Here is a 14,266-nt window from a genome sequence, read left to right on the forward strand (position 1 = left end):
TTTCGTCGAAAAGCGGCGGGCCGCAGAGTCCCCCTCCGGCCCGCCCGGAACAACGTGATCCAGGCTACCTACCGGTCAGGAAGTTGTTGAGCATTTCCGGTCATACGTCTGGAGCGCCAGGCGAAATCGGGGCGGAAGAGGGCGTTTGACCGGAGGTTTTCTTGCGGACCGCTTTCCGCTTTTTGTCCGTCTTCGGCGCGCCGTCGGGCGTGGTGACCGCGTCGATGCGGTCGAGCATGTCCTTGATCTCCTCCAGTTCCCGGCGCAGGTAGTCGCGGGTGGCGACCTCGCCGACCGCGAGGCGCAGCGAGGCGAGTTCGCGGGCGAGGAACTCGGTATCGGCTTTGGTCTGCGCGGCCCTGGTCCGGTCCTCTTCGAGGGAGACCTTGTCCCTGTTGTCCTGGCGGTTCTGCGCCAGCAGGATCAGCGGCGCCGCGTAGGCGGCCTGGGTGGAAAAGGCCAGGTTGAGCAGGATGAACGGGTACGGATCCCAGCGCAGCCACACCACGAACACATTGAGCACGATCCACACGATGACGAGCACCGTCTGCATCGCCAGATAGCGTCCGGTGCCGAGGAACCGCGCGACCCGCTCGCTGGTGCGGGCGAACGCGTCGGAGTCCCAGTCGAAACGCAACCGCGACCCGACCGGGGTCTCCAGCCGCTGCCTGGCCGGATTCTTCTCACTCACACCTAACTCCCGTTCACCAGTCTCGCGTCGACCCGGCCGAGCGCCGGTGGTTCCTCTTCCCGCCAATCCTCTGGCAGCAGATGGTCGAGGACGTCGTCGACGGTCACCGCGCCGAGCAGGTGATTCTCCGCGTCGACCACCGGCCCGCACACCAGGTTGTAGGTAGCGAAATAGCGGGTCACCGCCGAGAGCGGCAGATCGGGTGACAGCGGCGCCAGATCACTGTCGACGATCCCGCCCACCAGATGCGCGGGCGGTTCCCGCAGCAACTGCTGAATGTGCACGCAGCCCAGGTAGCGGCCGGTCGGGGTGGCCGTCGGCGGTCGCACGACGAAGGCCATCGAGGCCAGCGCGGGCGTGAGGTCGGGGTCGCGGACCCGAGCCAGCGCTTCGGCCACCGTTGTCGCGGGCCCGAGGACGATCGGTTTCGGCGTCATCAGACCGCCCGCGGTGTCGGGGGAGTGCGCGAGCAATCGGCGCACCGGCTCGGATTCCTCGGGATCCATCAGTGCCAGCAGCGATTCGGCTTCGCTCTCGGGCAGCTCGCCCAACAGGTCGGCGGCGTCGTCGGGGTCCATCGCCTCGAGCACGTCGGCGGCGCGGCGCACCTCGAGATGGCCGAGCAGGTCCACCTGATCGTCGTCGGGCAGTTCCTGGACCACGTCGGCCAGGCGTTCGTCATCGAGGGCGATCGCCACCTCGATGCGACGTTTCTCCGGCAGCTCACGCAACCGATGCGCGACATCGGCCGCGCGCAGCCCCTCGAACTGGGTGAGCAGAGTGGTCACATCCTGGCCTGGCCGGTCCACCTCGGCCGGGGTGAGCCCGTCGACCTGTGACCACTCCACGACGTGCACCGCGCGCCTGCGCCCGATCCGCCGATGCCCGCGCACCGCGACCCGGCTGACGATCCAATCCCGGGTCCTGGTCTGCTCCATCCCCAGATCGGCGACGAGCACATCGACGTCGGCCAGATCCGGCAGATCCGGGTCGTTCACCCGCACCTGCGAATCCACGATCTGCGCCAGGGCGAGGAGTTCACCCGCGCGCTGGGCGAACCGGCGCAGGCTCACGGTCCCGGTATTGAGCGTGACCATGCCGGGTTCGATCGCGGTGACTCGCAGCATCGGCACGAAAATTCGTCGCCGGGTGAGCAATTCGACGACGAGCCCGTGCACGCGTGGCGGCTGGCGCCCGTGCCGGACGGCGACGACCACGTCGCGGACCCGGCCGATAGACTCCCCGTCCGGACCCAGCACCGTCAGGCCGGCGAGCCGGGCGACATACACCCTGGTGGTTGCCATGACCATCAGGTTATCGGTCGGGTACTCCCCGCTCAGTCAGGAGGCGCTCCTCATGAAGCCACGTCGTTCGGTGCTCGCCGTACCGGGAAGCAACCCGAAGATGATCGCCAAGGCGAAGACTCTGCCGGTGGACGAGGTGTTCCTCGATCTGGAGGACGCGGTCGCCCCCGGCGCCAAGGCCGCCGCGCGGGCGAACATCGTCGCCGCGCTGAACGAACCCGGCTGGGGTGCGCAGTTGCGGGTGGTCCGGGTCAACGACTGGTCGACCGAATGGACCTTCGCCGATGTGATCAGCGTGGTCGAGGGTGCGGGCAGCTGGCTCGACGCGATCCTGCTGCCCAAGGTCACCGATGCGGGACAGGTGCGGGCGCTCGATCTGCTGCTGACCCAGCTGGAGAAGGCGAGCGGTCTCGAGGTGGGGCGGATCGGCATCGAACCGCAAATCGAGAACGCGCTCGGCCTGCGCAATATCGATGCGATCGCCACCGCGAGCCCGCGCGTGCAGGCGCTGGTGTTCGGGCCTGCCGATTTCATGGCCAGCATCAATATGCGCACGCTGGTGGTCGGCGAGCAGCCGCAGGGTTACGACGTCGGCGACGCCTATCACCACATCCTGATGACGATCCTGCTCACCGCCCGCGCACACGGCTTACAGGCGATCGACGGCCCCTACCTGCAGATTCGCGATGTCGACGGTTTCCGCCGGGCCGCGAGCCGTACGGCCGCACTGGGTTTCGACGGCAAGTGGGTGCTGCATCCGGGCCAGGTGGACGCGGCCAACGAGATCTTCAGCCCACGTCAGGCCGACTACGACCGCGCCGAGCTGATCTTGGAGAGCTACGCCTTCCACACCTCCGAGGCAGGCGGCGCACGTGGCGCTGTCATGTTGGGAGATGAGATGATCGACGAGGCCAGCGCCAAAATGGCTCAGGTTGTAGCAGACAAGGGCCGTGCAGCAGGAATGACAAGGACTGACGCTTGATTCCTCAGGTCATCGCCGCGCGATCACGCGTTTCACTGCGGCACAGCCGGTCCAGGAATAGCAGAATAGGACTATGACGAATCCCTTGGGCAACTCGAATCGCGGGCGGCAGGCGTTGCCGACGCCGCCGTCGGGCTGGCCGGTCGGCTCCTATCCCACCTACGCCGAGGCGCAGCGTGCGGTCGACTACCTGGCCGACGGACAGTTCCCGGTGCAGGATGTGACCATCGTCGGTGTCGATCTGATGCAGGTCGAGCGGGTGCTCTACCGGCTGACGTGGGGCAAGGTCATCGGGGGCGGTGTGGTGTCGGGTGCGTGGCTCGGCCTGTTCCTCGGCCTGCTGCTGAGCCTGTTCACCACCACCGGCGGCGCGCTCGGACCGCTCGTCGTCGGTCTGCTGGGCGGCATCGTCTTCGGCGTCATCACCACCTCGATCCCGTACGCGGCCACCAAGGGCCAGCGCGATTTCGCCTCGACCATGCAGTTGGTCGCGGGGCGCTACGACGTGCTGTGCGACCCGAAGTCCGCCGAACAAGCCCGCGACATGCTGGCCCGATTGGCCCTGTAGCGCAATGGATGTAGAGAACACGGTCCGCACCGCGGTGCTGGATCACTTCGAAGTCGAACGCGCACAGGTCGATTCGGCCTCGGTGACCTTCCTCGGGCTCGAACCCGTGGAGATCCTGCGGATCCCGGGCGACGGCGCGGTCCACTACGCGACGCTGGGCGGTTCACGTCATCCGATGGGTGATCCGACCGACCTGCTGGCCGACCCGGTGCGCGGACCGCGCGCCGAACTGATCCTGACGCTGTTGATGAGTGCCGACCCGCAGGTCGGGGTGGCCAAATCCCTCGGTGTCCTGGTCGCCTCGCCGTCGGTGGAAGGTGTTGTGCTGCAAGCCGACGCGCTCCTGGACCTCGGCGAACCGCTGTGGCGCAACGCGAAGTTCACCGCGGTGGTGCTGGGCGAGAGCGACATCCCCGCGATCGCGCTGCCCGATCCCGCCGACCCGGTGCGCTATCTCAGCGTCACCCCGGTGACCGCGACCGAGGCCGCCTGGGTGCGGGTCCGCGGTGCGCAGGCGCTGCGCGACGCGTGGGCCGAGGCCGGTATCGACGTGCGCGACCCCGAACGCGGTGCGGTGAACCTCTAGAGCCACTTGTTGCGGCGGAAACTGCGGAACAACAGCGCGCACAGCGCCCCCATGAGCATCAGCACGGCGGGATAGGCCCACACCTGGTGCAGCTCCCACATGTGGTCGAAGTTCATGCCGTAGACGCCCGCGATCATCGTCGGCACCGCCGCCATCGCGGCGTAGGCCGAGATCTTGCGCATGTCGGTGTTCTGCTGGACGCTGATCTTGGCCAGGGCCGCGTTCACCAGCGCGTTGAGCGATTCGTCGAAGTAGGTGATGTGCTCGGAGACGCTGGTGTGGTGATCGGCGACGTCGCGCAGGTAGCGGCGAATCTCCTTGGGTAGCGGCAGGTCCTGGTTGTGCACCAGTTGCTGCAACGGCAATCCGAGCGGCCCGACGGCCCGCCGCAGTTCGACGACTTCACGTTTGAGCTGATAGATCGACTCGATGCCGATCTTCGACGACGGCGTGAACACGGCCTCTTCCATCTCGTCGATGTCCTCTTCCACCGATTCCGACACCTCGACGTAGGAGTCGACCACGTGGTCGGCGACCGCGTGCAGCACCGAGCACGGACCCAGCCGCAGCTGATCGGGATTGCCCTCGAGTTCCCGGCGCACCCCCGCGAGGCCGGTGTGTTCGCCGTGGCGCACGGTGATCGCGAAATGTGGGCCGGTGAAGACCATGATGTCGCCGGTCTCGACGATCTCGCTGATGGCGTGGATATCGTGCTCGACGTAGCTGACGGTGCGCATCACCAGGAACAGGGTGTTGTCGTAGCGCTCCAGCTTGGGGCGCTGGCGGCCCTGCACGGCGTCTTCCACCGCGAGCGCGTGCAGGTCGAAGATCCGGGCGATCTCGTTCATCTGCGTCTCGTCGGGATCATGCAGTCCGACCCAGACGAAGCCGGATTCGGTCTTGCTCGCCTCGCGCAATGCCTCCTGCGGGGTGAAATGTCCCGGCGTGCGTACGCCATCGACATAGACGCCGCAGTCGACGATGGCGCGCGCGGTCGGCACCGGGATCCGCGGTCGTGGATGCGTGGCCCGGCCCGGGCCACGAAACGACGGTATCGGCGGTAGGGAGGGCACCAGCGCGATCCTACGGCCATCACCGGTCTCGGCGGACGAGCGCGTGCCAGGCCGAGGTCGCACTGTAAGACTGAGGGTGTGCGCATCGACCTGCATACCCATTCCACCGCCTCCGACGGCACCGACACCCCGGCCGCACTGGTGCGGCATGCCGCGGCGGCCGGACTCGACGTCGTCGCGATCACCGACCACGACACCACCGCAGGCTGGGCCGAGGCCGAGGCCGCCCGCCCGCCGGGGCTCACGGTGGTGCGTGGCATGGAGATGTCGTGCACGGGCATGGGGGAGGACGGCTACCCGGTGCCGGTGCACCTGCTGGCGTATCTGTTCGACCCCACCGACCGTGGGTTCGCCACCGAACGCGAGCGGTTGCGCGGCGAGCGGGTGGCCAGGGTGCGGGCGATGGCCGACAAGATGGCGGCCGACGGACTGCCGATCGATCCCGACGCGGTGATGGCGAGCGCCGGTCCCGCCGTTGGCAGGCCGCATCTGGCGCAGGCGCTGGTCGCGGCCGGAGTGGTCGAGAGCGTGAACGCCGCGTTCGTCGATCTGCTCGCCCCGCACGGGCCGTACTACGCCGAGAAGGCCGACACCCCGCTGACCAGGGCGGTGCAGTTGATCGCGGCCGCGGGCGGGGTCAGCGTGATCGCCCATGCCCGCGCGCGCACCAGGGGCAGACTGCTGGCGCTCGACGAGATCAGGGCGCTTGCCGAGCTGGGCCTGGGCGGGCTCGAGATCGACCACCCGGATCACAGCACCGCCGATCGCCTTGTGCTGACCGGACTTTCGCGGGAATTGGGCCTGGTCCGAACCGGCTCGTCGGACTATCACGGCAGCAACAAGACCATCGAGATCGGCGCGTGCGCCACCGATCCCGAGCAGTACGAAGCGCTCATCGACAAGGCGAGCGGGACGCCGGTGATCGCCCCGTGACGCTGATGCGCACGGTCAGCGGCGTCGTCGCGGGCGGAGTGCTCGTGCTGTTGAGCGTGGTCATCGGCGCGGCCGTGATCGGCTCGCGCCGCGACTTTCCCGGGCCGGGCGCTGAATCGCTGACGTGGCATTTCGTGGCCGCGGTGCTGGTGGTCGTGGCGCAGGTCTTCGCCGACCGGCGTCGCGGGATGCCGGCATTGCTGGGATCGGCGACGATCTTGGTCACGGCCGGTGTATTGCTTTGGACACAATGGTGGGGTTGACGGACGCGTAATGGTTGCGGACGGGTGAACTGTGCCCGAATAATTCTCTCTGTGACCAGCATCGAAACGGACGTCTTGATCCTCGGCGGTGGACCCGCCGGGCTCTGGGCCGCCGTCTCGGCCGCGGCGACGGGTGCGCGGGTGGTTCTGGTCGACAAGAGCCGCTGCGGTTCCAGCGGTCCCACCGTGTACGGCACCACCGTGCTCTGGGACATTCCGCCCGGACCCGGCCGTGCCGAGGCGGTCGAGAAGGTGTTCGTGTCCGGCGGCGGTCTCGGTGACCGGGCCTGGCTGCACCGCGTCGTCGACGAGACCCACCGGCGATTGCAGACCTGGTCGGGCACCCGCCACCGCGTGCCCGACCCGAACGGTGACCCGGCCCACGTGCACTTCGACGGCGCGAGCTACCTGCGCAGACTTCGTCGCGGCGCGCTGGAGGCGGGGGTGCGCATCCTCGATCATCATCCGGCGCTGCAACTGCTCGTCGATCCGGCGGGCACGGTGGTCGGGGCCACCGGGGTTCAGCGCCACAACAAGTTTCGGCCGTGGGCCGTCCGGGCGGGCGCGGTCGTGGTCGCCACGGGTGGCTGTGCCTTCCTGTCCGGCGGCGCGGGCACCGAGGTGAGCACCGGTGAGGGCCTGCTGATGGCGGCCGAGGCCGGTGCCGAACTGTGCGGGATGGAATTCTCCAGCGCCTATGGACTGGCACCGGTGCTCTCCCGCGTACATCCGCATCCGGCGGTCGCGCCCGGTCTGTCGGTGCATTTCGCGGCGCTCTACGACGAAGCGGGAGCCGAACTGCCCGACCGGTATCCGGCGGCCCTCACCGCCATCGCCGACGGCAGGCGGGTCTTCGCCGCCCTGAACGAGGTGCCCGACACCGTCCGGCACTGGCTGAGCAGACACGGTGCGATCGATGCCACGGGACGGGTTCCCGTGCGGGCCGTGCTGGAGGGAACCATCCGCGGCGCGGGCGGGCTCGCCCTCGCCGACACTGATTGCTCGACGACGATCCGTGGCCTGTTCGGTGCGGGCGATGTGACGGGCAGGCAGGTGGTCACCGGAGCGGCGGGCGCCGCGGGCGGTCTCAACGGTGCGTGGGCGCTGGCCTCGGGCACCTGGGCGGGGCTGGGTGCCGCCGCGTTCGCGGTCGCCAACGAACGGGCGAGCAGCGCGCGCCCCGTGCCCGGCGCGGGCCTGGGCCCCCATGCCCACATCGATCCGCGTTCGGTGGTCGGTCTGGTGCAGGAACACACGCTGCCGCTGCGCCGCAGCTACCGGCGTAGCGCGGGCAGCCTCGGTGACAGCATCGCCGAGCTGGACGCCATGTGGCCCGGCGCCCAGTTCGAACTCGGTGGCCTCGGGGTCGGGCAGCTGCGGGCACGCCAGGCTGCTGCCCTGCTCGCCGTCGCCCGGTGGGCGGGCTACAGCGCGCTGGTGCGCGCCGAGAGCCGCGGTATCCACCGTCGCATCGACCACCCCGACGCGCGCCCGGCTTGGCAGGTCCGGCTGCGCTGTGGTGGGCTCGACGACGTGTGGGTTCGTCGCGAGGAATGGCCGGAGCCACTCGGTGGCGAGCTCACCGCGGCCACCCCCGCCACGGTGTGAAAGTTCACCGGATGTACCCGCTGCGCTGCGAGTTTTCGCTTACGCCATGGCAATTCGACCCGGCTACGCTCGATACATGACGCGGTTTGGCAATCGACGCACCATGCTGGCAGAATATTGCGGATTCCCTTCCCTTGCCACCGCCGGGATCGGGGACATCGGCGACCTTCCGCCGTGCGACGCACCGTCGCAGCGTCGGTCGACCCTGCTCGCCCGGACACACCCGTCCGGTTCCGCTCGGCGGATCAATGCCGCGCCACGCATACCCGGTAGCCACCGCGAAACGCGTGCGGTCGCGCACCCGATGAGCGTGATAGCGATCCGGCGTCGCAGCAATCCGGCGCCCCAGAAATTCGTAGTTCCGATATACCCGGCGGTAACCGTCCCCCGGTTGAGCCCGACTCGAGCAGGAGTGAAATCGTGTCACCTGTGACTGACGCACCGAATGCCACCGCGGCGCCCAAGGCCGATGACGCAGCGAGCCTCGCTGCGATCACCCAGGAGGAGATCTTCGCGGGTCACCTCGGTGGAAAGCTGTCTGTCGAGCTCAGCTCCCCCCTCGAGACCCAGCGCGATCTGTCCATCGCCTACACCCCCGGTGTCGCCCAGGTCAGCCGTGCGATCGCCGAGGACCCCGCGCTCACCAAGACCTACACCTGGACCGACCGCCTCGTGGTCGTGGTCAGCGACGGCACCGCCGTGCTCGGCCTCGGCGACATCGGTCCGCGCGCCTCGCTGCCCGTGATGGAGGGCAAGGCCGCGCTGTTCAAGAAGTTCGCGGGCCTGAACTCGATCCCGCTGGTGCTCGACACTACCGATCCCGACGAGATCGTCCAGACGCTGATCCACCTGCGTCCGAGCTTCGGCGCGGTGAACCTGGAAGACATCTCCGCCCCGCGCTGCTTCGAGATCGAGCGCCGCGTCATCGAGGCGCTCGACTGCCCGGTCATGCACGACGACCAGCACGGCACCGCCATCGTGGTGCTGGCCGCCCTCAAGGGCGCGGCCGCGGTGCAGGGCCGTGACATGTCGGCGCTCAAGGTCGTTGTCTCCGGTGCCGGTGCGGCCGGTGTGGCCTGTGCGAACATCCTGATCGCCGCGGGTGTCCCCGACGTCGTCGTGCTCGACTCCAAGGGCATCGTCAGCGCCGGTCGCGACGGCCTCAACGGTGTGAAGGCCGACCTGGCCGCCCGCTCCAACCCGCGCGGCCTGACCGGTGGCCCGGCCGACGCGCTGGCCGGTGCCGATGTGTTCCTCGGCCTGTCCGCGGGCACCATCCCCGAGGAGCTCATCGCGTCGATGGCGCCGGAGGCGATCGTGTTCGCCATGTCCAACCCGGATCCGGAGATCCACCCCGATGTGGCCGCCAAGTACGTGGCGATCGTGGCGACGGGCCGCAGCGACTTCCCGAACCAGATCAACAATGTGCTCGCCTTCCCCGGTGTGTTCAAGGGTGCCCTCGATGCCGGTGCCCGCCGCATCACCGAGGGCATGAAGGTCGCCGCCGCGAACGCCATCTTCGGTGTCGTCGCCGACGAGCTCGCCGTCGACAAGATCATCCCGAGCCCGCTCGACCCGCGCGTCGCTCCGGCTGTGGCCGAGGCCGTCGCGGAAGCCGCCCGCGCCGAGGGTGTCGCCTAGTTTCTGCTGACAGCGCCCCCGTTCCCACCGGAGCGGGGGCGCTTTCGCGTCGTCTGGGATCATCGAACGATGACCACGATCACCGTGCAGCTCCCCGACGAGGTCTACGAACAGCTGGCCGCCGGGGCCGAGGCCGATGGGGTTTCGGTGAATGTGGCGATGGTGCTGGCTGCGCAGGAATGGATCCACGCGCAAGCCCAGCGTTCCCGCGGTCGCGCCAGGATGCAGGAGGTGCTGGCCGACGACCCGCACCTGCGCGCACTACTCGGCGACGACTGACGCTGCAGGACCGGTCTGATCGTGCAAAACGGCTCGTTCCGGTCAGAATTCTGATTGTGCGGCGCTCGATTGCACGATTACGCCGGGGGCAGCAGGGCGCGTGACTCGGCCGGATCCTGGCACGCTGGCCCAGACCGCCACCGCGAGCAGCCCGTCGAGCGCCAGCGCCAGCGCCGCCACCAGCAGAGCGCCGACCAGCACCAGGTCGTACCGGTAGAGCCCGATCCCGTCGAAGATGTAGCGGCCGAGCCCCCCGAGGTTGACGTAGGCCGCGATGGTCGCCGTGGCGACGACTTGCAAAGTGGCGCTGCGCAAGCCGCCCAGCAGCACTGGCATCGCATTGGGCACCTCGACCCGGAACAGGATCTGGCGCTGCGTCATCCCCATCGCCCGCGACGCGTCGACCACATCGGCTCCCACATTCGCGATCCCCGCGTACGCCCCCGCCAGCAGCGGCGGGATGCCGACGGTGATCAGGGCCAGCAGCGGCGGGATCAGCCCGAGCCCGAGTCCGAGTACCAGAAAGGTGAGCAGACCGAGCGTCGGCAGCGCCCGCATGGCATTGGCGAAGCCGACCATCACCGCGCTGCCGCGGCGCGTATGCCCGATGACCAGCCCGAGCGGCACCGCGATCACCGCCGACAACGCCACCGCCAGGAAGCTGTACCAAAGATGTTGCAGCAGGCGATGTTCGATGCCGGTGGGGCCGCCCCAGTTGGCACCGTCGCTGAGGTAGTTCCAGGCTTCGGCGAACAGGTTCACGACCGCGCCCCTTTCCCCCGCGCATCGGCACGGGTCCACGGGGTCGCGAGGGTGCCGAGCGCGAACACCAGTCGATCGAAGATCAGCGCGAGCACCAGGGTGACGATGATGCCCGCCATGATCTGGTCGGGGTAATCACGCTGATAGCCCTGTGTGAACAGCTTTCCGAGCCCGCCGACGCCGATCAGCGCGCCGACCGACACCATCGCGATATTGGTGACCACCACTACGCGCAGCGAGGCGGTGAAAACCGGTAGCGCCAACGGCATATCGACGGTGACGGTGCGTCGCAATCGCCCGAATCCGATCGCGTCGGCGGCATCGATCACGCTGTCAGGCACCGTATCCAGCGCCATCGGCACCGCGATCAGCAGCAGCGCGGTCGAGTAGACGGTGAGCGCGATGATCACAGTGAGTGGGTCGATCATGGAGATGCCGATCAGCGGCGGAATGATCACGAACAGCGCAAGCGATGGAATGGTGTAGGCCAGGCTCGACATCGTGGTGGTGATCCGCCGGGCCCAGCGGTTTCCGCGCGCCAGCGCACCGACCGGGACCGCGATCACCAGGCCGAGCAGCAGGGGAACCAGCGCGAGCACCAGGTGGGTGCGGGCGATCATCATGATGTCGGCGAAATTGTCGATCAGATATCTCACGACGCGCCCTGGATGAAGAACTCCTGATTGCGTTCGGCGTCTTCGGCTGCCCGCTGTGCGGCGAGTTGGGTCAGCACATCGGTGGCGAGCAGCCCGCCGCGCACAGCACCCGCCTCGTCGACGGCGACACCGATGCCCGAGGGCGAGGAGATGGCCGCGTCCAGTGCCTGCCGGAGGTCGCCGTCCGGGGTGAACAGCGAGCCGCCGGCGGAAACGCTGGAGTCCAAGGGTTTTCCCGCACGCACCCGCTCCACGCCGGTGACGTCGATCCAGCCGCCCGGCTTGCCGAAGGCGTCGACGACAAGTGCCCATTCTCCTTGGGCAAGGCGCAATTCGGCGATGTCGTCCGGTTCGATCGTCCGAATCGGTTCCAGCGCAACAGCTTCGGCACTACGGAACGACAGCCCTCGATAGCCGCGATCCCTTCCGACGAATCCGGCGACGAAATCCGTTGCGGGCTGGGCCAATACGTGCTCCGGGGTGTCGTACTGCTGTAACACCCCACCGCGCCCGAACACCGCGATCTTGTCGCCGAGGGTGATCGCCTCGTCGATGTCGTGGGTCACGAACACGATCGTCTTGTTCAGCTCCGCTTGCAGCCGCCGCATCTCCGATTGCAGTTCGGCGCGCACCACCGGGTCGACCGCGCTGAACGGCTCGTCCATCAACAGCACCGGCGGGTCCGCGGCAAGCGCCCGCGCCACCCCGACCCGCTGCTGCTGACCACCGGAGAGTTGCGCCGGATACCGCTCGGCCAGAGCGCGATCCAGTCCGACCCGGTCCATGACCTCCAGCGCCCCCGCGCGGGCGGCCTTGCGTGATTGCCCGAGCAGGATCGGCACGGTCGCCACATTGTCGACCACCTTGCGGTGGGGCAGCAGCCCGCCGCTCTGGATCACGTAGCCGATGCCGAGGCGCAATTTCACCGGATCGACCGTCGCGATGTCGCGTCCGTCGATGGTGATGGTGCCCGCGGTGGGGTCGACCATCCGGTTGATCATCCGCATCGAGGTGGTCTTGCCGCAGCCGGACGGCCCGACGAAGACGGTGAACGAGCCCGAGTCGATGTGCAGGTTCAGGTCGCGCACCGCGTGTGTGCCGTTCGGATAGGTCTTGTCGATACCGCGGAATACGATGTCGGACAATGTTTTTCTCCTCGATGCGCAGGTTTCCTAACCGATGGGGGAGTTCAAACCCTGCGCGGTGATCCAGGCGAGCGCGGCGGCCTTCGGTTCGATCTTGCTCTCGCCCGAGACGGCGGTGTTCAGCGAGATCAGTTCGGTGGTGGTCAGTTTGGCCGATACCGCGTCGAGCACGGCGACGGCCTTGTCGGTCTTCTTCGCGGCATTGAACAGCGGTACCACGTTCTGGGCCGCGAAATTGTGCTTCGGATCGGCGAGCACGACCAGGTCGTTCTGCGCGATCGCCGGCGAGGTGGTGAAGATGTCGGCCGCGTTCACCTGGCCCTCGACCAGCGCGCGCACTGTCGCGGGGCCACCGCCGTCGGCGATCGGCACGAAATTGGCGTCGCTGATATCGAGGCCGTAGGTCTTCTCCAAACCCGGCAGTCCACCTGGGCGCTGCGCGAATTCGGCCATCCCGCCGAACTTCACCTCCGCCGAGTGCGGCGCGAGATCGGCGATGGACTTCAAGCCCCACCTGTCGGCTGTCGCGCGGGTGACGACCACCGCGTCGGAATCCTCGCCGGGGGCTGGCGTCGCGATGGCGAGGTCGTCGCCGAGCGCCTTGGCGAGTGCGGCGTTCACCTCGGGCGCGGCGGTGACCGTGGCGTCCTTGTCGAGGTATTGCAGCAGGTTGCCGGTGTATTCCGGGATCAGCGAGATCGCGCACTGACGCAGTGCGGGAATGTAGGCCTCGCGAGAGCCGATATCGAACTTGGTGTCGACCTTGAAGCCGTTGATCCGCAGCACCTCGGTGTAGATATTGGCGACGGTCTCGGACTCGGGGAAGTTGGCCGACCCGACGATCAACGCATCGCTCGCGCAATCGCCCTTGGCGGCAAGCGGATCGCTGTTGCCACAGGCGGCGACGATCATGGCGGCGGCCAGCGCCACCGCGGCAACCAGCACCCGGCCCGCTCGCGCTGCGAGGCGGCGTGCCGGCCGACGTTGTCCTGGTGATGAGGAGGCGAAGGCTGTTTTCACTGGTGTCCTTCCGGCAAAGGCGGGCAGTGCGCGGTGCGTGCGACCCGGGGGCCACAGGTACATTCTGGTAGTTCATACTGCCCGCCGTCGGGCCGAATTGCGCGGGTTGACGGCAAATACAGAAAGTTGGTGTCGCCGGATGCACTCGGTCGCCGTGCGTCGTACCGCCGCCGCGATCCTGGTCGCAGCCTGCGCTTTCACCACCATTTCCTGCGCATCCGACGACCCGAAGACGGTGGTCGCGGTCGGCGCGGATTCGTCGACGGAATCGGTTCTGCTCGCCGAGATCTATTCCCAGGCACTGGCTCGCACGGGCACCGAATCCACTGTCGTGGCCGGATTGACGACCCCCCTCGCCGATCTCGACGCAGGCCGCATCGCGGTCCTGCCCGCCCGCAACGGCGCCCTTCTGGACCGCTGGAACCCGACCTCGCCCGCGCGTAAACCCGACGAGGTCGCCGCCGCAGTCAACGCCGCACTCCCACAGGGCCTTTCGGTAACCGACGCGGCGGACGGCACCGACCTGCGCCCCCGCGCCGCCCTCCCCGACCCCGGCTACACCCTCCGCGCCCAGAACATCCTCGCCCTCTACCGCACCGGCATCTTCGACCGTCAACAGCTGAAAAAGCTCAACTACGTAGCAGGCGAACTGACCACCGAGGGCTTGATCGAGTCGATCAACCAGATCGAAACCGGCACCCCTCCCGCCGACGCGGCCAGATCCTGGCTGGACGCCCACAGCCTGTAGCGCAGCC

General features: G+C 68.2%; 16 protein-coding genes. 9 read left to right on the forward strand and 7 right to left on the reverse strand.

Annotated features, from left to right (window positions below; genetic code table 11):
• Window positions 1-100 precede the first annotated feature (100 nt).
• Together ACTWPB_RS12985 and ACTWPB_RS12990 are read right to left on the reverse strand one after the other, a co-directional pair.
• Window positions 101-691 carry a DUF1003 domain-containing protein gene (locus tag ACTWPB_RS12985; protein WP_446225899.1) on the reverse strand — a complete coding sequence of 197 codons (591 nt, stop codon included), beginning with the start codon at window positions 689-691 and terminating at the stop codon, window positions 101-103.
• A 2-nt stretch (window positions 692-693) separates the two neighbouring features.
• Complete coding sequence (locus ACTWPB_RS12990) at window positions 694-1,995, reverse strand: magnesium transporter MgtE N-terminal domain-containing protein (RefSeq protein ID WP_446225900.1); 1,302 nt, start codon at window positions 1,993-1,995, stop codon at window positions 694-696.
• A gap of 52 nt (window positions 1,996-2,047) precedes the next feature.
• Between ACTWPB_RS12990 and ACTWPB_RS12995 the strand changes: the two genes are divergently transcribed.
• The 3 genes from ACTWPB_RS12995 to ACTWPB_RS13005 all read left to right on the forward strand — a co-directional run bounded on the left by ACTWPB_RS12995 (window position 2,048) and on the right by ACTWPB_RS13005 (window position 4,131).
• A complete protein-coding gene (locus ACTWPB_RS12995) occupies window positions 2,048-2,977 on the forward strand; it encodes an HpcH/HpaI aldolase/citrate lyase family protein (RefSeq protein WP_446225901.1) in 930 nt (309 codons plus the stop codon).
• A gap of 73 nt (window positions 2,978-3,050) precedes the next feature.
• Window positions 3,051-3,545, forward strand: coding sequence for a general stress protein (locus ACTWPB_RS13000; RefSeq protein WP_056813349.1), 495 nt, complete (start codon window positions 3,051-3,053; stop codon window positions 3,543-3,545).
• Window positions 3,546-3,549: 4 nt separating this feature from the next.
• Window positions 3,550-4,131 carry a suppressor of fused domain protein gene (locus ACTWPB_RS13005; protein WP_446225902.1) on the forward strand — a complete coding sequence of 194 codons (582 nt, stop codon included), beginning with the start codon at window positions 3,550-3,552 and terminating at the stop codon, window positions 4,129-4,131.
• Here the strand turns inward: ACTWPB_RS13005 and ACTWPB_RS13010 are convergent.
• Complete coding sequence (locus tag ACTWPB_RS13010) at window positions 4,128-5,213, reverse strand: magnesium and cobalt transport protein CorA (RefSeq protein WP_446226322.1); 1,086 nt, start codon at window positions 5,211-5,213, stop codon at window positions 4,128-4,130. The genes ACTWPB_RS13005 and ACTWPB_RS13010 overlap by 4 nt on opposite strands.
• 69 nt (window positions 5,214-5,282) lie before the next feature.
• Between ACTWPB_RS13010 and ACTWPB_RS13015 the strand changes: the two genes are divergently transcribed.
• The 5 genes from ACTWPB_RS13015 to ACTWPB_RS13035 all read left to right on the forward strand — a co-directional run bounded on the left by ACTWPB_RS13015 (window position 5,283) and on the right by ACTWPB_RS13035 (window position 9,928).
• Window positions 5,283-6,137 (forward strand): PHP domain-containing protein, encoded by an 855-nt coding sequence (locus ACTWPB_RS13015; RefSeq protein WP_446225903.1) that lies wholly within the window; start codon window positions 5,283-5,285, stop codon window positions 6,135-6,137.
• A 5-nt stretch (window positions 6,138-6,142) separates the two neighbouring features.
• Window positions 6,143-6,400, forward strand: coding sequence for a hypothetical protein (locus ACTWPB_RS13020; protein ID WP_446226323.1), 258 nt, complete (start codon window positions 6,143-6,145; stop codon window positions 6,398-6,400).
• 51 nt (window positions 6,401-6,451) lie between these two features.
• Entirely contained in the window at window positions 6,452-8,008 is a 1,557-nt protein-coding gene (locus ACTWPB_RS13025) for an FAD-binding protein (RefSeq protein ID WP_446225904.1), read from the forward strand.
• 420 nt (window positions 8,009-8,428) lie between these two features.
• On the forward strand, window positions 8,429-9,649 hold the full coding sequence (locus ACTWPB_RS13030; protein ID WP_446225905.1) for an NAD(P)-dependent malic enzyme: 1,221 nt from the start codon (window positions 8,429-8,431) through the stop codon (window positions 9,647-9,649).
• A 69-nt stretch (window positions 9,650-9,718) separates the two neighbouring features.
• Window positions 9,719-9,928 carry a hypothetical protein gene (locus tag ACTWPB_RS13035; protein WP_446225906.1) on the forward strand — a complete coding sequence of 70 codons (210 nt, stop codon included), beginning with the start codon at window positions 9,719-9,721 and terminating at the stop codon, window positions 9,926-9,928.
• 42 nt (window positions 9,929-9,970) lie between these two features.
• Here the strand turns inward: ACTWPB_RS13035 and ACTWPB_RS13040 are convergent, their stop codons facing one another.
• The 4 genes from ACTWPB_RS13040 to ACTWPB_RS13055 are packed head-to-tail and all read right to left on the reverse strand — an operon-like array spanning window position 9,971 to window position 13,403.
• Window positions 9,971-10,690: an ABC transporter permease gene (locus tag ACTWPB_RS13040; protein ID WP_446225907.1), complete on the reverse strand. Its 720-nt coding sequence runs from the start codon at window positions 10,688-10,690 to the stop codon at window positions 9,971-9,973.
• Window positions 10,687-11,346 (reverse strand): ABC transporter permease, encoded by a 660-nt coding sequence (locus ACTWPB_RS13045; protein ID WP_446225908.1) that lies wholly within the window; start codon window positions 11,344-11,346, stop codon window positions 10,687-10,689. The genes ACTWPB_RS13040 and ACTWPB_RS13045 overlap by 4 nt, the downstream gene beginning before the upstream one ends.
• Window positions 11,343-12,491 (reverse strand): ABC transporter ATP-binding protein, encoded by a 1,149-nt coding sequence (locus ACTWPB_RS13050; protein WP_446225909.1) that lies wholly within the window; start codon window positions 12,489-12,491, stop codon window positions 11,343-11,345. Before ACTWPB_RS13050 ends, ACTWPB_RS13045 begins: the two co-directional genes overlap by 4 nt.
• A 27-nt stretch (window positions 12,492-12,518) precedes the next feature.
• Complete coding sequence (locus ACTWPB_RS13055) at window positions 12,519-13,403, reverse strand: ABC transporter substrate-binding protein (protein ID WP_446226324.1); 885 nt, start codon at window positions 13,401-13,403, stop codon at window positions 12,519-12,521.
• 247 nt (window positions 13,404-13,650) lie between these two features.
• On the opposite strand from ACTWPB_RS13055, the gene ACTWPB_RS13060 reads away from it, so the two are divergent.
• Entirely contained in the window at window positions 13,651-14,259 is a 609-nt protein-coding gene (locus tag ACTWPB_RS13060; protein WP_446225910.1) for a hypothetical protein, read from the forward strand.
• Window positions 14,260-14,266: the final 7 nt, after the last annotated feature.

The sequence above is a fragment of the Nocardia sp. IBHARD005 genome, assembly GCF_052814245.1.

Bases quoted from the DNA above. Each gene is read 5' to 3' on its own strand.
- ACTWPB_RS12990 (WP_446225900.1), bottom strand. From the start codon at position 1,995: ATGGCAACCACCAGGGTGTATGTCGCCCGGCTCGCCGGCCTGACGGTG.
- ACTWPB_RS12995 (WP_446225901.1), top strand. From the start codon at position 2,048: ATGAAGCCACGTCGTTCGGTGCTCGCCGTACCGGGAAGCAACCCGAAG.
- ACTWPB_RS13000 (WP_056813349.1), top strand. From the start codon at position 3,051: ATGACGAATCCCTTGGGCAACTCGAATCGCGGGCGGCAGGCGTTGCCG.
- ACTWPB_RS13005 (WP_446225902.1), top strand. From the start codon at position 3,550: ATGGATGTAGAGAACACGGTCCGCACCGCGGTGCTGGATCACTTCGAA.
- ACTWPB_RS13020 (WP_446226323.1), top strand. From the start codon at position 6,143: ATGCGCACGGTCAGCGGCGTCGTCGCGGGCGGAGTGCTCGTGCTGTTG.
- ACTWPB_RS13035 (WP_446225906.1), top strand. From the start codon at position 9,719: ATGACCACGATCACCGTGCAGCTCCCCGACGAGGTCTACGAACAGCTG.
- ACTWPB_RS13055 (WP_446226324.1), bottom strand. From the start codon at position 13,403: ATGATCGTCGCCGCCTGTGGCAACAGCGATCCGCTTGCCGCCAAGGGC.
- ACTWPB_RS13060 (WP_446225910.1), top strand. From the start codon at position 13,651: ATGCACTCGGTCGCCGTGCGTCGTACCGCCGCCGCGATCCTGGTCGCA.